The following is a 23,916-nucleotide window of genomic DNA, read 5'->3' on the forward strand; positions in this document are numbered from 1 at the left end:
GCATGGAAAACGGCATACTCTATTTTATTATTGTCGGCCTACTCTTCTATGCATTTTATTATCCGCTGCTGATGTCTTATGTGTGGATGATCGGTGCCCTCTACTATTTTTTCCGCTGGGAATGGCATAAGGACAATCTGCGCATACCCAAACCGCTACTGGCGAACTTTCCTTCGGTATCGTTTGTCGTACCTTGTTATAACGAAGAAGAAGACGTCGAACAGACAATTACCTCAATTGCAAAACAAGATTATCCCAATTTCGAAATCGTTGCCGTCAACGATGGTAGCAGCGACAAAACCGGAGAGATACTCGATGATTTGACTGCGGTCTATCCGCAGCTACGCGTAGTGCATTTTGACGCCAACCAAGGTAAAGCGGTGGCCTTACGCTCCGGTTCGCTAATGGCGCAATACGAATATATCGTGTGTCTCGACGGTGATTCCTTACTCGATCCAGACGCAACACGCTGGATTATGCGTCACTTTATTTATGACGGCCGAGTTGGTGCGGTCACGGGTAATCCACGCATACGCACACGTTCGAGCCTGCTTGGCAAGATTCAGGTCGGTGAATTCTCTGCCATCATCGGAATGATTAAACGCGCGCAGCGCATCTACGGGCGCATGTTTACTGTGTCGGGTGTCATCGCTGCATTCCGTCGTGCGGCGCTGCAAGATGTCGGCTACTGGAGTTTGGACACTGTCACCGAAGACATCGATGTGAGCTGGAAGCTACAACTCAATCACTGGGACGTACGTTTTGAACCCAATGCCTTGTGCTGGGTATTGATGCCGGAAACACTAAGTGGTTTGTGGAAACAGCGACTGCGTTGGGCACAAGGCGGAATGGAAGCCTTGCTAAAATACTACCCAGTGTTAAAACACTGGAAGAAACGCCGCATGTGGCCTATCTATGGCGAGTTCTTCGCCAGTGTGTTGTGGGCCTATGTGATGTTCGCGATGGTGTTGTTGTCGATTCTCAATCAATTCATCGAGCTGCCACCACCGTTTGATTACACCATGCCCTTTATTGGTTGGGCCGGGATTATGTTGTGTATCACCAATATGCTGCAATTCGCGGTGAGCTTAATGATCGACTCACGTCACGAACGCGGCAATGGTAGATACTATTACTGGATGATCTGGTACCCCATGGCCTACTGGATTTTGTATGTATTAACCACGGTTGTTGCGGTACCAAAAGCACTGATGCGTACACGCGGATTGCGTGCGCGCTGGGAAAGTCCTGACAGGGGGTTACGTCCATGAACGCCTGGGTTATTGAAAGACCTGAACTTCAGACCATCACTCAACAGTTGTTATACGCGGTGTTAACGTCGCTATTGTGGGCTTTTTGGTTTTATCTTTGGCTACCACTGCTCTCACCTTGGGAAGAAGCGCTCGGGCTGACCACGCTAATCGATACCCATATGTATACGCGTGAACAATACCGTTTATTACTCGATCTATTTGTCATATGCGGCATCGCGTCGATCGTGATTGCACTGGTGATGTTCGCCTGGGCATATCACAATTTCATCCCGACCACGCGCAATAAGCGACGTCGTCCCTTGCCGATCACCAAAGTACAAATCGCAGACCACTTTAAAGTCGATGCCTATGCCATACGCGAATGGCATAAGGCGCGTCGCGTGAGTGTTTCACACAATGAAGAAGGTTGGGTTACCGACGTCAAGGTATTGGACGATACGATCCCTCCGCTCTCGCCTGTGGGTGACCTGAAGAAGGAATTAGACATTTACGGTTATGTAGATCCCCGTTATCCGTTTATGCGCACCGATGAAGAACCTGCTTAATAAAATAATTGATAAAAAAAGGCCGGCATGATTGCCGGCCTTTTTCATTTGTATCTGAATTACAGATAGTTTGAGCAGTTCTGAGTTTCTTGAACAAGCTCGGAACCATCACCGTTCACGTCAGCAGTAAGATCACACTGACCAGAATTGTTCACAACGATGTCGATAGTCGCTGTTCCGGCTGCGATTCTCAGTGTACCTGCGGTATAACCACCGAACAGTGTACCAACAAATTCAACTGGTGTTGAAACTGTTACACAACCTTCAATCTCGCTTGAACAAAGGTTGCCTGCAGTAGATACAAATACGAATGAATCTAGAACAATCTCGTAGTTTTCCAGCTTAACCGAGTCGCCTGATGCCCCATCGTTCGCCGTCAAGTTCAGTATCAGCGTCATCTTACCAGTGTTGTCCATCAACATACTCATGGTACCCGCTGATTTACTTGTATTGGTGCCGTCAGATACCTGCAAGTCCATCGTATAACTAAATGAGCTACTACTTCCGTCTGAAGCGACGGAACCTGACATAACTATGCTACCGTTGGTGACATATTCAACCGTTCCTTCAGGTTCACAATAGTTTGAGAATGTAACTGATCCACTGGTTTCCGTTGCACTAAATGTCATCGTTCCGCCACAATCACCATTTTCAGTATAACTACCTATGTCGCCTGTCATCTCACGCGCATGAATCACACTTTTGCGCATAGCCTTTAAATTGGAGCCACCAAACATCCCATCGAAGGCATCAGACATGCTACCACCATCTTCGACCGCAGCTACAATCGTATCCACGTTATCAACTGTAACAGGCGCCGCTGTAGTAGCACCTGTATAGTAATTCGGCATCTCTTCCTCACCACAAGCAGACAAAGCCGCCACTATAGACAAAGCAATTAGTTGTTTTTTCATGTGTATATTCCTAGTTTGGATCTAAAGACGACAGGCGGCAGTTACTGACGCCCATATTTCAATTCAACTAGGATGTTTATTCGGTAAATAGGCTAGAAAATTTAATAAGAAGCGCAAAAAACCTGAGTGTATTTCGATCTTTTGTGACAGATGCACACAAAAAACGAATCCCAGGGAAAAATCAAAAGAAATTCTTGAATATGACTAAGAATCTATCAATGAAAAAAAGGATATGCATGCAAGAACTTACAGCTGGTCGCATAGAACTTCGCTTTAAAAATTGGTGAAATTTTTAAACGCATTCTGATAGTCAAACAAGTTTTTCGTTTATATTCGACGCCAGGTCGTCTGCCCCGCCGCATCTTCTAAAACGATTCCCGCTTCTTTCAACTCATCACGAATGCGATCGGCTTCGGCCCAGTTCTTTTCACTGCGAGCCGTCAGGCGTTGTTGTATCAGCGCTTCCACATCTTCATCACTCAGACCACCTTCCTGGACTGGTGTGGTTTGTTTGAAGAAGACTTCCGGATTGGTTTGCAACAGACCGAGAAAGCCTGCCAACTGACGCAATACGCCGGCGAAGAAAGCAATCTGGGATTGATCTCCATCGCCTTTGGCGCGATTAAGTTCACGTACCACGTCGAACAATACAGACAAGGCTTCCGGCGTATTGAAATCGTCTTGTAGAGCACGATGAAAACGATTGCCATATTCACCCGCATCAACGCTCGCGCTTTCTTCGGTACCGCGTAGAGCGCCATAAAAACGCTCAAGTGCCGCGCGCGCATTATCGAGATTGGTCTGTGAATAGTTCAGCGGACTACGATAGTGACTGGTCAGAATAAAATAACGAATCACCTCTGCAGGATAGTGTTTCAACACCTCGCGCACGGTGAAGAAATTGTCCAGCGACTTGGACATTTTTTCGTTGTCCACCATCACGTGACCATTGTGCATCCACAGATTGGCGAAGTGTTCGCCGGTGGCCGCTTCGGATTGGGCGATTTCGTTTTCGTGATGAGGAAACTTGAGATCCATGCCGCCGCCGTGAATATCAAAATTATTACCCAGGCAATGGGTAGACATCGCTGAACACTCGATATGCCAACCGGGACGCCCCTGCCCCCAGGGAGACTCCCAGTTGGGCTCACCGGGCTTGGCCGCCTTCCACAACACAAAGTCCATAGCGTCGTCTTTGGCCTCGTCGACTTCGACGCGCGCGCCGGCGCGATCTTCTTCCAGATTGCGCCCGGACAGCTTGCCATAGTTTTCAAACTTACTGACGTCGTAATATACATCACCATTTTTCGCTGCGTAGGCATGACCGTTACTGATCAAGGCCTCGATCATCTCGAGAATCTGCGGCATATGCCCGGTGGCCTGCGGCTCCTGGTCGGGACGCAACACACCCAGACCATCGGCATCGCGATTCATCTCCTCGATAAAACGCTCAGTCAGTGCTGAAAACGGCTCACCATTCTGATTCGCACGCTGAATTATCTTGTCGTCGATATCGGTGATGTTGCGGATATAAGTCACGTGCTGATCGCCGAATACATGCTTCAAATAGCGGTAGACGACATCGAATACCACCAATACCCGCGCATGCCCGATGTGACAGAAATCATAAACCGTCATGCCACACACATACATGCGCACATTGGCAGGATCTATCGGTTTGAATTCCTCTTTTTCGCGGGTAAGGCTGTTATAAATCTGAAGCATGAATAGTGTCTCTTAGTGTGATTTTTTCAATTAGCCAATATACAATTTCGTCGTCATGTTGTTCCAGGTTATGTAGAACCCGTCACCCTCTCATCACGTTAGCTTGCCAGCAAGAACAAGACAACACAAATGCGCATTTCGAATTTGCATTTAACACCGTTTTCGCTAAGTAAACGACTTAAATAATGGATATCTGGATCACTGGCCTCGTAAAAACAACTTGTCTAACTGATCCATAGACATCTGCACCCAGGTCGGTCGCCCATGATTGCACTGACCACTGCGCTCGGTCTCTTCCATCTGGCGCAACAGGCTGTTCATCTCGGCGCCACTCAGTTGTCGATTGGCGCGCACGCTTCCGTGACAGGCCATGGTCGCCAGCAATTCATTCGCGGTTTCCCGCAGACGCTGACTGACGCCGTGTTCCATTAAATCGGATAACACATCGCGTACCAGTGTATCCACATTGGCGTCTTTTAACAGACTCGGCACCTGGCGTACTACCAATGACTCCGGACCAATGCGATCGATCTCAAAACCGAAACGCACAAACTCTGTCTGGTGCTCCTCGGCCATTGCCGCCTCACGGCTGCTCACTGCCAAAGTAATCGGCACCAGCAGACGCATGGCGCGTATGCCATCGCTGTCCAGGTCGAGCTTCATGCGCTCATAGGTGATGCGCTCATGCGCGGCATGCATGTCGACGACGACCAGGCCTTGTTGATTTTGCGCGAGAATATACACACCGTGCAACTGCGCAATCGCATAGCCGAGTGGATGCGCATGTCCTTGCTCTTCCTCCGATACACTATTTACCGCGACGGGCTGATTAAAATCGATGACTGGACTTTGCGGATGCAGCGCGCGATAAAACGCGATCTGATCCTGCACCGCCGGACCTTTATACTGGCTTTGAAAAGCCGCCGTGCCATGCGATGTATGGTGTTGCGAACCCGACTCGCGTGTTCCACCAAACGTAGGGCCCGCAAAACCGGACTCCGGCACGCGCCCCGCGTCCCCCTCACCCGGCCGAAGCTCGGCAAGAGCGCTATGTATGCTGCGGAACAAAAAGTCATGCACCAGTCGTGATTCACGAAACCGCACCTCGTGCTTGGCTGGATGGGCATTGACATCGACCTTAGCGGGATCAATTTCAAGGTACAAGACATAGGCCGGCTGCCGTCCATGAAAGAGTACATCCTGATAGGCCTGCCGAATGGCATGGGTAACCAGCTTATCGCGCACCACGCGTCGGTTGACGTAAAAACTCTGCATATCCCCCTGACTACGGGAAAACGTGGGCAAACCAATCCAGCCCCATAGCTTTAGCCCGGCGCCTTCCATCTCCATGAACACGGCATTATCGATAAAGGCTTCGCCGTATAACGCGCCAACCCGCTTTTCCATCTGCAACTGCCCCTGGGCGCGTGGCAGATTGTGTATCACCCGTTGATTGTGTTTGAGCTGAAAGGCAATCTGGAAGTGCCCCAGGGCAATACGTTTGATCACATCTTCCAGGTGACCAAATTCGGTTTTTTCGGTGCGCAGAAACTTGCGCCGCGCCGGGGTGTTATAGAAAAGATCTCGGACTTCGATTGTTGTGCCCACCGGATGGGGAACAGGTTTGGCGTCGAGGGCCAGTTCCCGACCGTCACCCGTGACATGCCAGCCATTATCATCGCCGTCCACTCTTGAACGTAATTCCAGGCGTGAAACCGAACTGATACTGGGCAAGGCCTCGCCTCGGAAACCCATGCTTGCAACGGCTTCCAGATCGTCAAGCGTGTGTATCTTACTGGTCGCATGTCGGCTCAGCGCCAGTGGCAAATCGTCTTTTTCAATCCCACATCCGTCGTCACGCACGCGGATAAGCCTTACGCCGCCCTCCTCGACCTCGATTTCAATTCGCGTCGCACCGGCATCAATACTGTTCTCGACCAGTTCCTTCACCACCGATGACGGGCGCTCCACCACCTCGCCCGCAGCGATTTGATTGGCCAATTGCGGTGAAAGCAAGTGTATCCGGTGTCGTTCTACGACGGCGTCAGTCATGGCTACCTGAGTCTGTTGAGATTTGGGTCGGGCATTATATCAGTTTCCGAGCGGCCACAAAAAAGGGTGGCCTTGGCCACCCTTTTGAAATATCGCGATAGCACTTGGGTTAAATACCGCCGCCCATCGCCCGACGCGCTTTCTGAAAGACGTTTTTTACGCTATCGCTGATTTGATTTTCTTTCTCGACCTCTGGGCCGATCAGCTTATCCACCATGGTCACGATGATCTTGCCCAGGGAATTACCAAAGTATTCACGACTCATGGCGCGTGAACGAAGATTGCGCATATTGGTCTCGAAGCGATTCATAATGTCGTGGAGTTTATCTAACTCTGCCGTGGCTTCGTTGAGTTTTTGACGGTAGCTATTCGCCTCAGCGCTGAGCTGAGTAAGCTCTTCAACCTTGCCCTGTTCGATTTGATACAGGTTATGGAGTTCTTCGACCTGTCGCTCCAGGCGGGCCTGACGTTCATTGAGCAGGCGATTACGGGTCCTGAGCGTACGGATATTGTATTCGGACAATAACCAGCCCGATCCAAGAACAGTTCCAATAATCAATAATACTATGGTCATGTAGTTACATACCGGGGAAGACAGACACTGCCCATGTTAACGGAAATGTAACACAATTGTTTCAATACAAATTACGCCAATTTCTCCGCAGTTTTGCCATTTCACCTCTTGCCCAAATGTGTAGCTTATTGTTTTTATTGGTCATGCTAACTATGGTTAATCCCCGCCTCTATTATTCCCCATTTAGCCAGCAGCTCTTCCATGGACTTCATATTGACTGGTTTCTTTAAGAAACCGTCCATACCGACCCGTAGACACTCTTCCCGTTCATCGTCCTGAAAGCTGGTAGACATGGCAATCACGGGCGTTCGTATGGCGCGTTCCAGACTCTGATCGTCTCCCAGGGCCAGGCTATATTCATATTCACGGATCAACTTGGTGGTCTGTAGCGCCTTCTTATCCGTCGTCTGCATATCCATAATCACCAGCTCATAGGGGCGTTTCTTCAACGCATCCAGCGCCGCTTCGCTATTGGTGGCAATATCACCATACACCCCCATGCGCGAGAGAAAACCGGCCAGAATCTTTTGATTGGTAAAATTGCTCTCGACGATTAACACGGTATGACCTGCCGGCTTGGCTTCACGCAGGCTGTGTTTGGTGACCATAGTCGCCTGATCTAATGCCTCCATGCCGCCGGCGATCTGCATCAAGCTATCTTGTAGCTGGGAACGGCTAATAGGTTTACTCAAATAGGCTTTGACGCCAAGTTCACGGGCAGTTTGCCCGTCGCCAGGTGAGCCTTTCGCTGTCAGCACTATGATGTTAACCGACGCTGTGTCTTCGTTGGCAGTGAGGGCGCGGACCAGATCAAATGCCTTGTTTGCAGAAGAGCTGAGAGAGATATCGATAATGCAAAAACCTACCGGGCCTTTTGCGCTAATCATCTGACTCAACAATGTGGACGCTTTGGCAAAATCACCTGTTGAGTCGCAAACCATTCCCCACTTTTCCAGCACGCTACTGATCGTCTTGCGATTTCCTTCCACTTCGCCAACAAGAAAAACCTGATGTCCATCAAGTGAGGAGCTGGGAATTTGTGCCGCGTGTGTATGCGCAAGCACATAAGGAATTTCAAACCAGAACGTCATACCCCCATTGCCATTTTCATCTGCGCCGATCTTTCCTTGCATAAGCGAGACAATTTTCTTCGACAGATTCATGCCCAGACTGGTGGTGTTGTACTTTTCATCCGCGACAACAAAACTGCTATCCGGCTCCTCAACAAAAGCCTTTTGCAGTTCAGTGTCCAAACCGCGGCCGGAATCATTGATCTCAAACCGAAGCTGTATCTGTTCTTTCTCTGCCCTGGCAAGCGAGGCGCTCAACACAATATCGCCATGATCGGTAAATTTGATCGCCTGACTGGTCAGATTGATTAACACCTGTCGCAGACGTGTCGGATCGCCAGTGACGCGCTCGGGAACTTGAGAACTGATAAGACTGGTAAGCTCCAGACCTTTCTTATAGGCCTCGATGGACAACATCTCTACAACGTCTTTTATCGTACCGCGCAAATCAAAATCGATATTGTCCAACTTTAATTCATTGGCTTTGAAACGCGAATAATCCACCAGCTCGTTGAGTAATTCCAGGCCCCATTCACCAGAGCGATAGGCCAGTTCAATGTATTCGATTTGGCGACTGCTCACCTTGGATTCGCGCAGCAGTGACAACATGCCTAATATGCTGTTAACCGGAATGCGTATCTCGTTGCTAATCGTCGCCAGCTCACGGGCATTAATCGTGTTTGAGCTGGTTTTTTTGGGCGTGATCTTCGGTAAAGACAAGCCCTTTTCCGGCTCGGGTGTGGCGGCAACATCATGGCTTTCGCGTCGACGCCCCTTTAGCAACATGGCAAGCAAGAATGCCGTCAGCCCAACCAGCACACCTTTAAAAAGGAATTGTTGTTGAATGAGAGCATTGACCCGACCCACCTCAAAAGCGACCAATACCTGTACATTGAGCGAATTGTCTTTGAACGTTCCCCACAGACTGCCGCTATTATTGACGACGGTGTTTTCCATATCCTGATCGTCGAAGATTTCCAGAACCCGGATTAACTCCGGTTGCTCGACATTTGCGCCCGCGCCACCGAGTTGCTTTTCAATCACAACTTCGCGTTTGTCGTTGACGAAATAAATACTGTGAAAATTGTCGTTCAACTGTCTACCCAGATAAGTCAGCAAATCCTGGGTATTGATTTCCATAATCAGCACGCCAATGACGATGCCACTCGATGCGATATTGATGTTGAGGGTTAAACGTTTTGCCTCGTCAAACTGGCTGACGCCGGGCAATATCTGAAATGGCCGATAGGCCATGATGCGTCGAAACTCGGGATCGCTGGACAAATCGATGAAATCGTCCTGGACCTGCATCTCACGCACCACAACGAGCTCTTTGCCGAAACGGTCAATCAGACGCAGCGAGTAAATCTGATTTTCCTGGTTATTGAGAAATTCGGTGAAGGTTTGCTCCAGGGCACGTCGGGAAGCCAGCGTACTCTGGTTGTCATCGATTGCGGTGACCAGACGCCTGATCGCGTCCACCCGCGACAAGCCCATCAGTCCGTTCTTCCAGTCATTAGTTCGGCGGGAAAGACTTTCTTTTTCAAGAACGATACTTTTTGCTACGTCGCTGCGAACCTGCTCGTAAATAGCCTGGCGCTCCAGCAGGAATAAAACTCCCAAGCTGACGGCCAACAACAGCAAAATACCAAGAAAGCGCATAGATATGATTCACTTCGACGATAGAGAACAACTAACCCTGAGGTAATTTGCAAGATATTGACCAGGCGCTATGGAATGCGTAGCGTCTGACCCGGTTGAATTTGACTATTAGACAATTGATTGTGATTCATGAGCTGTGACACGGCGACGGAATAACGACCGGCTATGCCGGACAGTGTTTCTCCCCGACGAATCAAGTGCTCCCGGTCTGCCTGAGCAAACGAGGTGTTTGGCAAAGGATTTTGACGAAAAAAGTTCTCCACGCCCTTCAATATCCCGCTCGCCATCTCGCTTTGAAAGTCTTCAGAACGTAAACGGTGTTCTTCCTTCGGGTTAGAAATAAACGCTGTTTCGATCAATACCGAGGGAATATCCGGCGACTTCAAGACCACGAAACGTGCGTATTGAACCTGTTTCTTTCTTACCTTGCCGACTTTGCCTAACTCGTTGAGCAGATCATCGGCGACACGAGTGCTGACATCTATCGTCCCACTCATAGACAAATCCAGCAAAACCGAGGCAAGCACATCATCTTTATCATCAAGACTGACGCCTCCCATCAGGTCAGACGCATTTTCCCTCGCTTCCAACCAGCGTGAAGCCTCGTCGGATGCGCCGCGTGCAGACAAGACATACACCGAAGACCCGGCCACGCGCGAATTCTTATACGCATCGGCATGAATAGACAAAAACAAATCTGCCTTATGTCGTCGCGCCAGCTCAATCCGTTTGCGTAAACTGATGTAGTAATCGCCATCACGAATCAACACCGCGCGCATGCCCGGGGTTGCATCGATTTTACTGGCAAGCTTACGCGCAATGTTCAATACCACGTCTTTCTCTCGCGTGCCGTAACGACGACCATAGGCGCCCGGGTCCTCGCCACCATGTCCGGCATCTATGGCTACGACGACATCACGCAATAATGATTCTTTTGGTATGACAGGAGCGACAGGCTCAATTTTTTCGGCTTTCGTCGGAGAAAAATTCTCTGGATAAGGCAAATCTACAACCAGGCGATGGCCATATTGATCATTAGGGGCAAGGAAAAACGCCTCAGGTGTAATGTTCGTCCCCAGATCCAGCACCACACGAAAATCGTTTTTACGACGTACCGAAGCGCGTATCGCATCAATCACAGGATGTTCAGTTGCCACCTGAGGAATCTCTGATTCGAGTCCGGTCTCCTTCAGATCAATAACGACGCGATTAGGCTTTTTGAGCGTGAAAACCGAATAGCCTGTTGGATTAGACAGGTCAAATACCAGGCGCGTGTGATCCGGTGCGTCCCACATGCGCACACCGGTAATACCTGTCGCGGCAAACGCCTGCGATGCCACAAGACAGGTAACAAATAACAGCACAATTTGTTGGATTCTCAACATAGCGTTATTTATGCGTTATATTCCTCGTAAATTCAAGGCAAAACATTGGATTGCTCCACTATTTCCGCGCCGATTTCGTGCACATTACGGACCAGGCGAATTCAAAACTTTCTGTAACAGGCTTTGTCCTTTTGCGGTGTGAGATTCCAGATGCGCACGCCGAGATGCCGTGCCGGAGTATTCCAGTTTCACTTCGATATCGGCTGCGGGCAACACGCCGCGTCCGCGGTCGGCCCACTCAACCAGACAAACACTGTTACCAAAAAAATAATCTCTTATGCCCATGTATTCCAGTTCCGAGGCATCACCAAGGCGATACAGATCGAAATGAAACACGCGCAGGTTTTTATAAAAATAGTGCTCTACCAGACTATAGGTCGGGCTGCGTACCGCGCCCTTATGCCCCATCGCCTGCAGGAAACCTCGAACCAGTGTCGTCTTGCCTGCCCCGAGATCACCATGCAAATAGATTTTTTCTCCGGCGTAGACTGAACGCGCGAGCTTTTGCCCGAGACGCAAGGTATCGTCTTCGCCTCGCAAAACCATATCCCCTTGTACGGTCCTCATGGATTCACCACTTCACGTATACGCCCGATGATGTCACTGGCAAGCATCCCTCTTTCACCCGATTGCGCTGCGAGATCGCCGGCCATAGCGTGCACGCCAACCCCAAGCGTTGCCGCCTCAACCAAAGAAATATTCGGGTATTGGGCTACCACGCCGCCCAATATTCCACTCAAGACATCGCCGCTTCCGCCGGAAGCCATACCCGGATTTCCTCGCGTGCACACAGTAAAAGTATTGCCATCATAAATCAGTGTCCCTGCCCCTTTAAGTACACAGATCCCACCATATTGTCTGTGAATAGCCTCACAGGCGGCGAAACGATCCGCCTCAATCTCATGCACTGTTGAGGCCAGTAATCGCGCTGCCTCACCGGGGTGCGGCGTGAGTATCCAATCCTGTCTGGCTTGTGGTGATTGTGCCAGCAAGTTTAGCCCATCGGCGTCGACAATTTTTGGAAGGCCAAGGTTGATCGCTGAATCAAACAAAGACCGACTCCACTCGTTCTGGCTCAGACCGGGACCGAGCACACAGACATTGGCACGTCGGGCGAGTTCCCCAAGTGCATCGGGTTGTTCGATGCCATGACACATGAGTTCCGGTCTGGATTGCGTTATCAGCGCGGCGTGATCGCTACGCGTAGCAACACTCACCAGACCAGCACCACAGCGTAGACTCGCCTCTCCCGCCATGCGTATCGCACCAGAATATCCGGCTTCTCCACCGATGAGCAATACATGACCGTGCACGCCTTTATGTGCGTGACGTGCACGCGGCACGAAAAGACTGAGCTGTCCCTCACTCCACACGCCGCTAGTGGCTTGAACTTTACGACTGACTTCTCGTGGAATCTGTAAATCAGAATAATTGATTTTTCCACTCAAATGCGGACCTGCCCCAGTGTACAGGCCGCGCTTATGAGCAATAAACGTCGTGGTTATCGTTGCGCGTACCGCGAGCGGTTCACCCGTGTCATCCTGCGCAAGCGCCTGTCCAGTATCGGCATGCAGACCCGAGGGTATATCGAGTGCCAACACGGTTTTGCCGCAGGTGTTTAGTTGCACAATTGCATCACGCCACTCGCCTTCCGGTTTTCGTTGTAACCCGGTACCAAAAATGGCGTCGACGAGGTGTGAGCAGCTGGCGAGTTCTGTCTCATTAATCGGTCTGATTTTGATACCGCTATCGCACATCGCACGATAGGCCAGCAAGGCATCGCCTTTCTGCTTTTCGATATCACCGATTTGAAAGACTGTGACCGGAATAGCCGCTTGCCGAGCCAAACGCGCGACGACATAACCATCACCACCGTTATTGCCCAGACCACACACCACTCCGAGATGTTTGATGTCGCCGCATTCATTCAGTAGCGTTTGAAAGGCAAACTCTCCCGCCCGCGTCATTAGTTGATAGCCGGGTATGTCGAATTCATTTATGGCAATGCGATCGAGCTCGCGAGTTTGTTCAGCGGTATAAAGGGCGATAGAGTGAGATTTCATTTATAATCGTCTAGCCAGCAAACGCCTGTTTATTGTAATGACAAGTCCTGAACACCACAAACAAACTTTAAAAAACCCGCAGCAACTCGTGGCGCAGATCAAACTTTGGGCGCGGGAGTTGGGTTTTCAACAATGCGGCATTAGTGATATTGAACTTGAACAGGCGCAACAGCATTTACACAACTGGATAGCACAACATTTTCACGGCGAAATGGATTACATGCATCGCCATGGTGAAAAACGCTGGCGACCAGAACAACTCGTGGAAAACACCTGTGCAATTATTGCGGTGCGCATGGATTATCTGCCGCAAGAAGATATCGACCCGTTGACATTGCTCGGCCAGCAAGACCAGGCCTATATCTCACGTTATGCGCTAGGGCGCGACTATCACAAAGTTTTACGCAAGCGTCTGCAACAATTGGCCAGTCGCATCGAAAATGCCGTGGGCGAATTTGGTTATCGTGTGTTTGTCGACAGCGCGCCGGTACTGGAAAAGGCGATTGCCGAAAAGGCCGGACTTGGCTGGATAGGCAAACACTCCAATCTTCTATCGCGCGAATCAGGTTCATGGTTTTTTCTGGGAGAGATCTATACCGACCTGCCTCTGCCCCCGGATCAAGCGATAGACAAACATTGCGGCACCTGCACCAGTTGTATGACTGAATGTCCGACAGACGCAATTATTGCCCCTTATACAGTCGATGCCCGTCGTTGTATTTCCTATTTGACCATAGAGCTACACGGCGCCATTCCCCTGGAGTTCCGTAAAGCAATGGGCAACCGCATCTATGGCTGCGACGATTGTCAGCTGGTATGTCCCTGGAACCGATTCGCCAGCGTGAGTGAGGAAAATGATTTTCGTATTCGCTATTCGCTCAACGATGTTTCGCTGGTGACGCTGTTTCTGTGGGATGAGAAAACCTTTCTGGAACACACCGAGGGGTCACCCATACGCCGCATAGGCTATGAACGCTGGTTGCGTAATATCGCCGTCGCCCTGGGCAATGCGAGTTCCAGTCCCGGGGTGATTAACGCCCTGAGGACTCGCCTACACTACCCTTCTGAACTCCTGCGCGAGCATGTGCAATGGGCTTTGTCGCAACACGGCAGTTAAGAAAAATTACTCCGCTCCATGTGGCACAGGCTTACCGGTGTCAAAACAACTCCATGCTTGTTGGAGCCATTTTGCCTGCCTTGGCCTTGCGCTGATTCCGCAGCCTAACCATGCCACAAAAATATGACGATTATTTTAATAAGTGCTGTCGGTAAAAGCGTAACTCGTCTATCGACTCTTTGATATCGTCGAGCGCAAGATGCGCCCCTTTCTTCTCGAAACCGCTGTAAACATCGGGTGCCCAGCGACGGGCAAGTTCCTTCAAGGTACTGACATCGAGATTACGGTAGTGAAAATAGGCTTCCAGCCTGGGCATTAAGCGATAAAGAAAACGACGATCCTGGCAGATACTATTGCCACACATTGGCGACTTACGTTCACCAACATATTGCTGCATAAATGCGAGGGTTTGTTCCTCCGCATCTGACATACCGGTACTGCTCTCCAGTACCCGTTGGGTGAGCCCGGAACTACCGTGTTGACGGGTATTCCATTCATCCATGGCGTCCATCACGGATTTATCCTGGTGGACGGCCAGCATCGGACCTTCTGCCAATATGTTTAAATCCTTGTCCGTCACTATGGTAGCGATTTCGATGATTTGATCGGTATCCGGATCCAGACCGGTCATCTCAAGATCGAGCCACACCAGGTTGTCATCGTTTTTGCTCATAACATACCCATTATTGCGTTAATCGATTAAACTGGCGCCTATGATAACCCATTCAGTTACAGATTTAACCTGACATCGCATGAGCAAACGCAAACTCTCCCACCAGCAAAAATGGCGACTGTCTAAAATCCAGCAGGAGCGTATTCGGCGGGCGCAGAAAAAGGCCGAGGCCGTAGAGAACCAGTTGGAGGAAAGCGCGGCCAGTGATGAAAAACAGGGGCGCGTGATTGCCAATTTTGGCGCTCGCTTGCTAGTGGAAGTCGAACAACACAAGATTATCAGTTGTCAGTCCCGCGCTAATCTGGGGCAAGTGGTGGTTGGCGATTATGTTATTTACCAGCAGTTGTTGAACTCGGAAGACGGTGTGGTTACTGCCATCTGTGATCGCCAGTCCATACTCGCCCGAACGTTATACCACGGCGAGGTAAAAGCAATTGCCGCAAATGTCGATCAGATTTTTATCCTTAATTCCCCTATACCGCAATTACAGACAGCGCTTATTGACCGCTATCTTATCGCCACCGAGATGACCCACATCGAGGCCATTGTGGTGTTTAATAAAATTGATTTGCTGGATGCGGAAACGCGTGCACGCATCGATCAGCTTGTCGAGCTTTACACTGCGTTGGGATATCGGACCTTGCTCTATTCCAACAAGACCGACCTGGGTGTGGCTGAGTTGCACAATGCCTTGCATGACAAGACTTCCGTTCTGGTTGGACAGTCTGGCGTGGGCAAGTCTTCGACGATAAAACGTTTGTTACCGGATATGGACATTCAGATTGGCGAATTAAACGAATATGGAACGCTCGGACGTCACACTACCAGCGTGGCACGTCTGTATCACCTGCCCCACGGGGGCGACATCATCGACTCACCAGGCGTCAGAGACTTTGGCCTATGGCATCTACCCAAGGATGACATCATCAATGGCTTTCGAGAATTACGCGAACTCAGTGGCATGTGCCAATTTCGGAATTGTTCACATGCCCACGAACCCGGATGCGCAATTCTACAGGCCAGAGACGACGGCAACATCAGCGAAGAGCGCTTTGCCAATTTCCAGGCCATTATGTCGAGTATAGAAGACGGCGCCCGCGAAGACTGATTACGCGCGTTAACGATCTTTTTGAGCAGGATTTGAATATGACGATTTATGAAATAGCAAACGACGAAATGCAGATCTCGGTCAAATCGCAAGGCGCGGAGTTGTATTCCGTCAAAAGTCACAATATCGAATTGTTATGGCAAGCCGATCCGCAATTCTGGCCCCGCCACGCGCCAAATCTATTTCCGATAGTCGGCCGTTTGAAAAACGATCAACTGATACACCAGGGCAAACCCTACCCTATGACGCAACACGGCTTTGCGCGGGATATGGAATTCGAATGCATTGAACAGGAAAACAGCCTGCTGATGTTTCGACTGACAGACAATGAACAAACCCGTTGCCAGTATCCTTTCCTGTTCGAGCTTCTGGTGAGTTATGCACTACTCGGTAGTCGCTTGATGATCGTCTATACTGTACGCAATTATCATGAGCAGGAACTGCCATTCAGCATCGGTGGACACCCGGGATTCAATTGGCCACTCCTTCCCGATACAATTTCGTCTGACTACCATATTCGCTTTGAGCACGAGGAGGCCGCGCATATCTGGCAACTCAAGAATGGATTGATCTCTCAGGAATTGCGCAACTCTCCGCTAGAAGGAAAAAGCCTGATGCTCAGCGCCGAACTATTCGAAAACGATGCGCTCATTTTTCCAGACCTCAACAGTCAATCAGTAAGCTACCAAACCAAGGATGGAAAAGGCATTACGTTCGACTTCACTGGATTTCCGGATCTGGGCATTTGGACTAAACCCGGTGCGCCGTTTATTTGTATCGAGCCCTGGTCAGGACATGCCAGCCCGGAGAGTTTTGCCGGAGAATTTACGGAAAAACCCGGCGTACATGTGCTGCCACCATTCAGTGAACACAGTCTTTCATATAGTGTAAACATTCATATTTAAATAGGCACGAAAGGTATGTTGAACATGGACAATCTCACCATACGCGAAGAACAAACTTCAGATTTCGATGCGATAACTGACATTATCGATCGCGCCTTCGCGGGTAAAGATTACGCCGATGGTGACGAATCGCAACTGATGCCGAAACTTCGCGAACAAGGTGCGCTGACACTTTCGTTGGTTGCGCTTAGCGGGGATACGATTATTGGGCAGGCAGCATTTTCACCTGCGAAAATCGCCGACAAGGCAGAAGACTGGTTCACGCTTGGCCCGGTCGCAGTATTACCCGGTTATCAGCGTCAGGGAATCGGTTCTAAACTTATACTGACCGGCCTCGAACGCTTACGACAGAATGGCGCTAGCGGCTGTATCGTTGTCGGTGACACCAACTATTATTGCCGGTTTGGATTTACGCTTGCACCCCATTTGTCACCATCCGCTGCCTATGCAGAACACTTCATGATAAAACTCTTCCGCGGCAGTGAACCACAAGGCAAGTTTCGGTTTCATCCCGTATTTGAAAATGGTTCACCAAATTCGGCCGACTAAACCCGCCAAGCAATACTATTGTGTGTGCTTACAACGTTTTTCCCTTGAGGAATTCCGCCAGAACAACGTCCAATTTTAAAATGTGGCCAATTAGCCACTCTTTTAAAAACTCATTCACTTCATTGAGATCGATATCGACGCCATTCTCGAATTGCGTCAGTAAATCATTGGCGGTTTTCTTAAAACCCTCGTGTGCATTCTTGTGCGCATCATAGTTTGGATAGCCGTAGGCCTGCATGAGCTCCTCTTCGAGGAAAAAATGCGTCTTCGTATATTCGACCAGGCCCGATAAAACCTTCTCGATCAAACTGGCGCTAGCCTCATTATCCAAGGCCCTCTGCAGTAAATTGATATAAGAAATCAATACCTCGTGTTCCTGATCAATAAGCCTGTTCCCTACCATTAAGCTGGCGTCAAACTCAATGTAAGACATATATTCCCTCGTCAGTCGATGATTAACTGTGTCCTGCAACTTCTCTTCAGAAGTCTAAACATTCCTTCCTCACCATGCACAAATGTGACCGCCCATGGGTGTTGCTTTACGTGATTATTTATAGGCTAATCATAAAATCCGAGCATGGCTCTCAAACATGCGGGGAACCAGATCGGATATTAACGAGACATTTACTGTTCATGCGCCAGGACGTTGATAATGTTGTATTTCCACCCCTGCGAACCCATTCATTTAGCCCGTTGGTACTAAACAAAAACAAGGTCTAAATCACGGAACTACCTTAAAGAATCTACGTTTACAGCCGACTTAAGTCTTACACCAAAGACAATTTTTTACATTCTCACTATTCAACTCCAGGTTATCGAAAAATGAAATTAACAATCAAATCCAAGATGCTGACGATCGCAGCCCTGTTTCTCGCGTCTATTTTTGTGAGTGGTGGACTAATGTGGTATTCCAACAGCCAGATTAGCGAACTGAAAGACGAGCGTGGCCTGGCGACTCAAATTGAAGCGGATATGTTGATGCTGAGACGTAATGAGAAAGACTTTCTGATGCGCACCGACAAGAAGTATCTGGATAAATTTGAAAAGAATTTCGCGGCGATGGAAGAACATGTTGAGCAAATACTTCAAATTTCATCCAGGCAGCATATGGACGCTGCACTAATCGTTCAAATTCAGCAGATACTCCGTGAATACCGTGACACCTTTCGCAAGCTGGTAGCCGTACAGGAAAAGATTGGATTTGATCACAAATCTGGACTGAACGGCCAACTTCGCGACGCCGTACACAATGCGGAAGAAGTTATCAATGAACTCAAAAATGACAAACTATTGAGCCAAATGTTGATGTTGCGCCGCAGGGAGAAGGATTTTATGTTGCGCGATGATCCCAAGTATATCGATAAATTCAACAAAGACTTCGCCAAAATGACGGCCACATTAATGGCTGAAAAACTCCCTTCCAAAGCTCGTAGTCTAATACAGGAAAAAATGGAAGCCTATTCACGCCAGTTCCTTGCCTACACCGATGGCGCAAAAGAAAAAGGTTTGTCTTCAGAGCAAGGACTACGTGGCGAAATGCGCAATACGGTGCACAAAACTGAAACGTCTTTAGAACAATTATTTATTCAAATCGAAGAATTCAGCGCGGCCAAGATCAATCGATCCAATACCATATCCATCGTGCTGGGGTTGACGCTCGCGCTCCTTTCCCTTGGCTTTATTGTAAGTATAGCGCGTGGAATACTTAAACCACTGAATGCCATGATGCACGCAAGCGACGATTTGCATCAAGGCGATGGTGATCTTACCTATCGCTTACCAGACTTTGGCCATGATGAATTTGGGCAAACCGCAAAGTCGCTAAACGGGTTTATCGAAAAAATTCAAGTCGTACTGGAAGACGTTAGTCGAGGTATCGAGGCTATTGCTAATGCTTCCTCACAAGTGAATGAGACTGCCGGTTCACTAAGTCAGAGTGCTTCAGAACAGGCTGCGAGTGTTGAAGAGACCTCCGCCTCGCTGGAAGAAATGGGCTCATCCATAGACCAGAATGCGGAGAATGCTAAAGTAACCAACGAAATGGCACGCAGCGCCGCAACGAAAGCACAAGAAGGTGGAAAGAGCGTGGCGGAGACAGTTTTGGCGATGAATGAAGTCGCTGAAAAAGTTAGCCTGATCGAAGACATCGCCTACAAAACAAATCTATTGGCGCTCAATGCGGCAATTGAAGCTGCACGCGCCGGAGAACATGGCAAGGGTTTCGCCGTTGTAGCCGATGAGGTGCGCAAGTTAGCGGAACGCAGCCAGATTTCCGCACAGGAAATTACCGAGCTCACAACCAAGAGCGCGAGTGTCGCCAAACGCGCTGGTGATTTGCTTAACGAAATAGTCCCTGCAATCACAAAAACATCCACCTTGGTCGATGAAATCAGTCTAGGCTCCAACGAGCAACGTGCGGGTATCACACAGGTGAATCAAGCCGTGTCGCGGCTGGAGCGTGTCGCACAAACCAATGCGGCTTCATCAGAGGAATTGTCCTCTACTTCTCATTCACTAAAGACTGAGGCTGACCAGCTAAAATATGCAATTGGCTTTTTTAAGCTGAGCTAGATGTCCGCAGACTAACACTATTGGATGAAAATAATTCAACGCGAGAGGCACTGCACCGAACGTCAGTCGAACTGAGCATATCTTGTCTGATCATAACTAGTTCTTGCTCACCAGCGGCCTGGATTAGTAGATCCCCAGGTGTTTCTTGCATAAGGTGTTGCACAATTCCATGGTCCAAATCTTCTAATACAATAAGTACGACATATTTCCTTTTTGTTTTTATTCGATATATTTATTAGACTCCTGATACAAAATACTAAATAGCCAGAATCAAGGAAAAGGCATCAGTGAACATCTGCAAATCACGCCACTCACGGAGGAGTTTAGGGTTCTTATCATTTCTGGTTATAGTGCAGTTAATTCTTGGCTGTGCCTCACAACAAAGTGCCACACCCTTTATTCAATCCATGCAGGGGCCCGTATTGCTCGCTCATCGCGGGGTTCACCAGACGTATGATACAAGCAAAATTGAAAGAGACACTTGCACTGCACAACACATCTATTCACCAACGCATGGTTTCCTGGAAAACACTCTAGCCTCTATGCAAGCGGCCTTTGACTACGGAGCCGACTTGGTGGAGTTTGACATACATCCGACCATAGACGGTGAGTTCGCCGTATTTCATGACTGGACACTGGATTGTCGTACCGAAGGTCATGGTGTTACACGGGAACAATCCTATTCGTATCTCAAGACCCTGGATGTCGGATACGGTTATACCGTGGACGGTGGCAAGACATTTCCTTTTCGAGGAAAAGGCGTTGGCCTAATGCCAACGCTAACAGAAGTGCTCAATACCTTTCCGAATCGACACTTTCTGATCAATATAAAAAGCAATGACACCCAAGAGGGTGTACTGCTCGCAAACTACTTGAATAAACTTCCGGCCAGGCAACGACATTTACTCGCTGTGTACGGGGCAGAAACTCCTGTCGCGGTCGTGCGTGAACGAGTCCTCGACGTGATAACCATGAGCAAGCAATCGGTTAAATCTTGCGCGATTCGCTATATGTTGATGGGGTGGCTGGGAGTAATTCCGCAAAGCTGTGAACGTTCGCTGATTGCCTTACCTATAAACAAAGCGGGATGGATGTGGGGTTGGCCAGATCGTTTTATCGATAGAATGCAGAATGTGGGCAGTGCCGTGTTCGTTGTAGGGCAGAAAGGCGAAGGCGCGACCGGCGGAATCGACTCAATTGAAACACTGGCAACTTTACCCGCATCCTATCGTGGTGGCATTTGGACAAATCGAATCGAATTGATAGGCAAGGTAGCTCGCAAGCAATACAACAAGTAATACTACGACTACTTGATGCTATCCAGACTCAATAAGAATTTTTCAAGTTGTTCAGCTTCTTTTTTGCTCAGATCAATATCAAACAGGTCTGTCACTCGATACGTCAACGGTGGCGGATCATTATAGTGTTCGATAACCTCCGCCAGCGTTTTATATTGTCCCGCGTGCATATAAGGCCCCGTTTTGGACACATCGCGTAGACCTGGGGTTTTCATCGAGCCTATAGTCTCGTCTTTCTCAGTCGTGATATAGGTCAATTCTTCGCAGTTTTTATTTGCCGCGTCGTTGTATTCGCTACGGCAATTGAATTCGCTTTTCAGCACCTGCTGAGCTCCGGAATACCGTCCCCAGTCGAAATCGAAGCCCTTCCTGGGAGGCGTGTTTACATTGTGAAATTCCCGGTCAGAAAACAGTGGACTATTATGGCAAATAAAACAATTCGCCTTGCCGATGAACAACTTTAGTCCGGCCGCTTCATCACTGGAATACACCGACACGGCTTTATCAAACTCACCCTTCACCAGAGAATTGACATATTGGTCAAATCGAGACGTAGTCGGTTGCAATGTGGTTTCATATGCCGCGATAGATTTGGCCATATTGACGAATATCTGGGTTATGCTGACCCTATCTTGTAGGCTCATTGCCTTCCAATGCTTTTTATAGGCCGCATCGTCTACAGAGACACGCATCAAAGGGAACCGTACATTGTCAGAGATATCCGGCATCAAGCCAAATATCTCTTCGTACTGCTTACGCAAGGAGTTGTCATTGAAGACTATCAAGGCGTATTGAATTCTATTGCCGCCGTGCTCCAATGGATTTTCCAGTGGACCTGTCGCCTGTGACCACAAACTGTCACTGCGTCCATCATGGAAAAACCAGGTATGCTCACTCGCACCTACTATAGTCGGAGCATTTCGACTGGTTTCGACCAGACCTTTGGCAGTGGCCCGACCATCAGTAAAATGCTTATCGACCTGATGACAACTGGAACAGGAAATTGTCTCGTTTTGACTGAATCGTGGATCAAAAAATAGCTTTCTACCGAAGTCTATTGCTGACTGATTGCCCACAAAACGGTTACTTTCGTCCTTAGAACCTGGCAAGGCATTTATTGACAAAGAGGAGAGCAAATCAATTTGCGCCGCTGTCCACTGATGTTCCAATGGCAGGCTTACCGAAGAACGTTCCGGTAATGGTGAACAACCCAAGAACAGTATTAAAATAGCTGTGATTATAGGCGCATATTGCATCATCGAAGAACCGGTTGAATGTTACAGATCTATCTTAAAAACCACGCGATCACGTCGCAGTTTTTGCTCTTCTTTTATATTGATACGCATTTGCCATGATCCGGGCATACTAAATTTTACACCGTCGATTGTGTAACGCCCTTCCCCTAAATATTTTTCGACACGTGCCGTGGTGGGAAAGCCGTGTTTATGCTGAGGCATCCCGCCATGGATACGAATCATGGCATCTTCTACAGGTTTTCCGTCGCTAGTCTCTACCTGTAACGTCCAGGAATGAATTTTGTTCGTAGGAATAGGAAAAGTATTACTAAACAGTTTTACCCGATATTTGCCCTCATCCGAGGTCTGTATCACGGCGTTTTCAAGATTACTAAAGGCCAAACCTGTATTTCCGGAATGCTTGGATTGACTTGCACAGGCAGACAATACCACACAGGCCATTGCAAACAAGAATGTGAGACTTTTCATCTTCTTCATATAATAAAATCCAACTTTGAGAGTCACTAATCCTGATCTTTTCGACCGGATCTAAGGCAGGTATTTGAAACCAGACCGGCATTCTAAATACTATTACCCTGCAAGTAAACTAACATGACCAGGACGAGAATTAACAATAAAAAACAGCCCGCTCATAAGAGCGGGCTGTTTCGTTTACGACAATTAAACTGTGTCGTTAGTCTTGCTTAGAAGCTACCTGCGTTTGCAGGTGCATCGGCCTGAAGAGCGGGTGTCAGTGTTGCACCACGCATCGGCTGAATCACACCAAAACCGAACTCTGCACGACCATCTGGCAATTCATTTACCAGGTTGATACGTGGGAAAGTCGGCTTGAAGTTAGCTTCGGTGATCGCGCCACCCAGACCTTGTACTGTTACAGTCGCGGCTGTACCTGAACGCAGATCCAGAATCTCGATGTCACCTTCTGCTACGTAACGACCAAAGGCTTCAACCACATCCAGTGGGAATATGGTTTGACCTGCTGCTGCACGTGCCTTGAACTGTGAAGACGTCACCCATGCCATTTGCGCACCGTAGGCTTTGCCTACCTTCGCAAGAATGAACATGTTCTTGTCGTCAGCGCAGCTGCGGCTTGGCCATGCGGCACACTTGTCAGCACTGGTTACCTGGTTACGGTTGATGCGGTTCCAGTCAGCGTCATAGTAGTACGATGCATA

21 protein-coding genes are annotated in these 23,916 nt (G+C 48.9%); 8 read left to right on the forward strand and 13 right to left on the reverse strand.

Annotated features, from left to right (window positions below):
* The first annotated feature begins 2 nt into the window (after positions 1-2).
* Both pgaC and pgaD read left to right on the forward strand, forming a co-directional pair.
* A complete protein-coding gene (gene pgaC / locus OEZ43_15330; protein ID MDH5546962.1) occupies positions 3-1,271 on the forward strand; it encodes a poly-beta-1,6-N-acetyl-D-glucosamine synthase in 1,269 nt (422 codons plus the stop codon).
* Positions 1,268-1,819, forward strand: a complete 552-nt coding sequence (gene pgaD, locus OEZ43_15335) for a poly-beta-1,6-N-acetyl-D-glucosamine biosynthesis protein PgaD (protein MDH5546963.1) — start codon at positions 1,268-1,270, stop codon at positions 1,817-1,819. Before pgaC ends, pgaD begins: the two co-directional genes overlap by 4 nt.
* Before the next feature lie 59 nt (positions 1,820-1,878).
* Here pgaD and OEZ43_15340 read toward each other — a convergent pair whose 3' ends face one another.
* From OEZ43_15340 to OEZ43_15375, 8 genes are all read right to left on the reverse strand, one after another.
* Positions 1,879-2,733, reverse strand: a complete 855-nt coding sequence (locus tag OEZ43_15340) for a hypothetical protein (protein MDH5546964.1) — start codon at positions 2,731-2,733, stop codon at positions 1,879-1,881.
* 327 nt (positions 2,734-3,060) lie between these two features.
* Complete coding sequence (gene cysS, locus OEZ43_15345; protein MDH5546965.1) at positions 3,061-4,458, reverse strand: cysteine--tRNA ligase; 1,398 nt, start codon at positions 4,456-4,458, stop codon at positions 3,061-3,063.
* A gap of 198 nt (positions 4,459-4,656) precedes the next feature.
* A complete protein-coding gene (gene mutL, locus OEZ43_15350) occupies positions 4,657-6,510 on the reverse strand; it encodes a DNA mismatch repair endonuclease MutL (GenBank protein MDH5546966.1) in 1,854 nt (617 codons plus the stop codon).
* A 109-nt stretch (positions 6,511-6,619) separates the two neighbouring features.
* Positions 6,620-7,084, reverse strand: a complete 465-nt coding sequence (locus OEZ43_15355) for a hypothetical protein (protein ID MDH5546967.1) — start codon at positions 7,082-7,084, stop codon at positions 6,620-6,622.
* A 146-nt stretch (positions 7,085-7,230) separates the two neighbouring features.
* On the reverse strand, positions 7,231-9,816 hold the full coding sequence (locus tag OEZ43_15360) for a response regulator (GenBank protein ID MDH5546968.1): 2,586 nt from the start codon (positions 9,814-9,816) through the stop codon (positions 7,231-7,233).
* A gap of 68 nt (positions 9,817-9,884) precedes the next feature.
* Positions 9,885-11,201 (reverse strand): N-acetylmuramoyl-L-alanine amidase, encoded by a 1,317-nt coding sequence (locus tag OEZ43_15365; protein MDH5546969.1) that lies wholly within the window; start codon positions 11,199-11,201, stop codon positions 9,885-9,887.
* Positions 11,202-11,285: 84 nt separating this feature from the next.
* Complete coding sequence (gene tsaE / locus OEZ43_15370) at positions 11,286-11,768, reverse strand: tRNA (adenosine(37)-N6)-threonylcarbamoyltransferase complex ATPase subunit type 1 TsaE (protein ID MDH5546970.1); 483 nt, start codon at positions 11,766-11,768, stop codon at positions 11,286-11,288.
* Positions 11,765-13,264: an NAD(P)H-hydrate dehydratase gene (locus OEZ43_15375; GenBank protein ID MDH5546971.1), complete on the reverse strand. Its 1,500-nt coding sequence runs from the start codon at positions 13,262-13,264 to the stop codon at positions 11,765-11,767. Before OEZ43_15375 ends, tsaE begins: the two co-directional genes overlap by 4 nt.
* 37 nt (positions 13,265-13,301) lie before the next feature.
* Here OEZ43_15375 and queG point away from each other — a divergent pair, with 37 nt between their 5' ends.
* Positions 13,302-14,381, forward strand: a complete 1,080-nt coding sequence (gene queG / locus OEZ43_15380) for a tRNA epoxyqueuosine(34) reductase QueG (protein MDH5546972.1) — start codon at positions 13,302-13,304, stop codon at positions 14,379-14,381.
* A gap of 130 nt (positions 14,382-14,511) precedes the next feature.
* On the opposite strand, the gene orn is transcribed toward queG, so the two are convergent.
* On the reverse strand, positions 14,512-15,054 hold the full coding sequence (gene orn, locus OEZ43_15385) for an oligoribonuclease (GenBank protein MDH5546973.1): 543 nt from the start codon (positions 15,052-15,054) through the stop codon (positions 14,512-14,514).
* A 79-nt stretch (positions 15,055-15,133) separates the two neighbouring features.
* Between orn and rsgA the strand changes: the two genes are divergently transcribed.
* Genes rsgA through OEZ43_15400 form a run of 3 tightly spaced genes read left to right on the forward strand, consistent with a single transcriptional unit; the run spans position 15,134 to position 17,616 of the window.
* Positions 15,134-16,162: a small ribosomal subunit biogenesis GTPase RsgA gene (rsgA, locus tag OEZ43_15390; protein MDH5546974.1), complete on the forward strand. Its 1,029-nt coding sequence runs from the start codon at positions 15,134-15,136 to the stop codon at positions 16,160-16,162.
* Between the two features lie 38 nt (positions 16,163-16,200).
* The gene (locus tag OEZ43_15395; protein ID MDH5546975.1) at positions 16,201-17,067 is read left to right on the forward strand and encodes an aldose 1-epimerase family protein; all 867 of its coding nucleotides are present in this window, start codon (positions 16,201-16,203) and stop codon (positions 17,065-17,067) included.
* Between the two features lie 24 nt (positions 17,068-17,091).
* Positions 17,092-17,616 carry an N-acetyltransferase gene (locus OEZ43_15400; GenBank protein ID MDH5546976.1) on the forward strand — a complete coding sequence of 175 codons (525 nt, stop codon included), beginning with the start codon at positions 17,092-17,094 and terminating at the stop codon, positions 17,614-17,616.
* Positions 17,617-17,644: 28 nt separating this feature from the next.
* Here OEZ43_15400 and OEZ43_15405 read toward each other — a convergent pair whose 3' ends face one another.
* Positions 17,645-18,049: a bacteriohemerythrin gene (locus OEZ43_15405; GenBank protein ID MDH5546977.1), complete on the reverse strand. Its 405-nt coding sequence runs from the start codon at positions 18,047-18,049 to the stop codon at positions 17,645-17,647.
* Positions 18,050-18,438: 389 nt separating this feature from the next.
* Between OEZ43_15405 and OEZ43_15410 the strand changes: the two genes are divergently transcribed.
* Together OEZ43_15410 and OEZ43_15415 are read left to right on the forward strand one after the other, a co-directional pair.
* Positions 18,439-20,187: a methyl-accepting chemotaxis protein gene (locus OEZ43_15410; protein MDH5546978.1), complete on the forward strand. Its 1,749-nt coding sequence runs from the start codon at positions 18,439-18,441 to the stop codon at positions 20,185-20,187.
* Positions 20,188-20,537: 350 nt separating this feature from the next.
* On the forward strand, positions 20,538-21,485 hold the full coding sequence (locus OEZ43_15415; protein ID MDH5546979.1) for a glycerophosphodiester phosphodiesterase family protein: 948 nt from the start codon (positions 20,538-20,540) through the stop codon (positions 21,483-21,485).
* An 8-nt stretch (positions 21,486-21,493) separates the two neighbouring features.
* Here the strand turns inward: OEZ43_15415 and OEZ43_15420 are convergent, their stop codons facing one another.
* The 3 genes from OEZ43_15420 to OEZ43_15430 all read right to left on the reverse strand — a co-directional run.
* Entirely contained in the window at positions 21,494-22,654 is a 1,161-nt protein-coding gene (locus tag OEZ43_15420; protein MDH5546980.1) for a hypothetical protein, read from the reverse strand.
* 108 nt (positions 22,655-22,762) lie between these two features.
* Positions 22,763-23,218 (reverse strand): FixH family protein, encoded by a 456-nt coding sequence (locus OEZ43_15425; protein MDH5546981.1) that lies wholly within the window; start codon positions 23,216-23,218, stop codon positions 22,763-22,765.
* A gap of 206 nt (positions 23,219-23,424) precedes the next feature.
* Positions 23,425-23,916, reverse strand: a 492-nt coding sequence (locus tag OEZ43_15430; GenBank protein ID MDH5546982.1) for a hypothetical protein, incomplete at its 5' end; no start/stop codon positions are given.

The organism is Gammaproteobacteria bacterium (genome assembly GCA_029881255.1).
GTDB lineage: Bacteria > Pseudomonadota > Gammaproteobacteria > S012-40 > S012-40 > JAOUMY01.

Coding starts and splice junctions, on each gene's coding strand:
- pgaC (MDH5546962.1), top strand. CDS start 3: ATGGAAAACGGCATACTCTATTTTATTATTGTCGGCCTACTCTTCTAT.
- pgaD (MDH5546963.1), top strand. CDS start 1,268: ATGAACGCCTGGGTTATTGAAAGACCTGAACTTCAGACCATCACTCAA.
- OEZ43_15340 (MDH5546964.1), bottom strand. CDS start 2,733: ATGAAAAAACAACTAATTGCTTTGTCTATAGTGGCGGCTTTGTCTGCT.
- cysS (MDH5546965.1), bottom strand. CDS start 4,458: ATGCTTCAGATTTATAACAGCCTTACCCGCGAAAAAGAGGAATTCAAA.
- mutL (MDH5546966.1), bottom strand. CDS start 6,510: ATGACTGACGCCGTCGTAGAACGACACCGGATACACTTGCTTTCACCG.
- OEZ43_15355 (MDH5546967.1), bottom strand. CDS start 7,084: ATGACCATAGTATTATTGATTATTGGAACTGTTCTTGGATCGGGCTGG.
- OEZ43_15360 (MDH5546968.1), bottom strand. CDS start 9,816: ATGCGCTTTCTTGGTATTTTGCTGTTGTTGGCCGTCAGCTTGGGAGTT.
- OEZ43_15365 (MDH5546969.1), bottom strand. CDS start 11,201: ATGTTGAGAATCCAACAAATTGTGCTGTTATTTGTTACCTGTCTTGTG.
- tsaE (MDH5546970.1), bottom strand. CDS start 11,768: ATGAGGACCGTACAAGGGGATATGGTTTTGCGAGGCGAAGACGATACC.
- OEZ43_15375 (MDH5546971.1), bottom strand. CDS start 13,264: ATGAAATCTCACTCTATCGCCCTTTATACCGCTGAACAAACTCGCGAG.
- queG (MDH5546972.1), top strand. CDS start 13,302: ATGACAAGTCCTGAACACCACAAACAAACTTTAAAAAACCCGCAGCAA.
- orn (MDH5546973.1), bottom strand. CDS start 15,054: ATGAGCAAAAACGATGACAACCTGGTGTGGCTCGATCTTGAGATGACC.
- rsgA (MDH5546974.1), top strand. CDS start 15,134: ATGAGCAAACGCAAACTCTCCCACCAGCAAAAATGGCGACTGTCTAAA.
- OEZ43_15395 (MDH5546975.1), top strand. CDS start 16,201: ATGACGATTTATGAAATAGCAAACGACGAAATGCAGATCTCGGTCAAA.
- OEZ43_15400 (MDH5546976.1), top strand. CDS start 17,092: ATGGACAATCTCACCATACGCGAAGAACAAACTTCAGATTTCGATGCG.
- OEZ43_15405 (MDH5546977.1), bottom strand. CDS start 18,049: ATGTCTTACATTGAGTTTGACGCCAGCTTAATGGTAGGGAACAGGCTT.
- OEZ43_15410 (MDH5546978.1), top strand. CDS start 18,439: ATGAAATTAACAATCAAATCCAAGATGCTGACGATCGCAGCCCTGTTT.
- OEZ43_15425 (MDH5546981.1), bottom strand. CDS start 23,218: ATGAAGAAGATGAAAAGTCTCACATTCTTGTTTGCAATGGCCTGTGTG.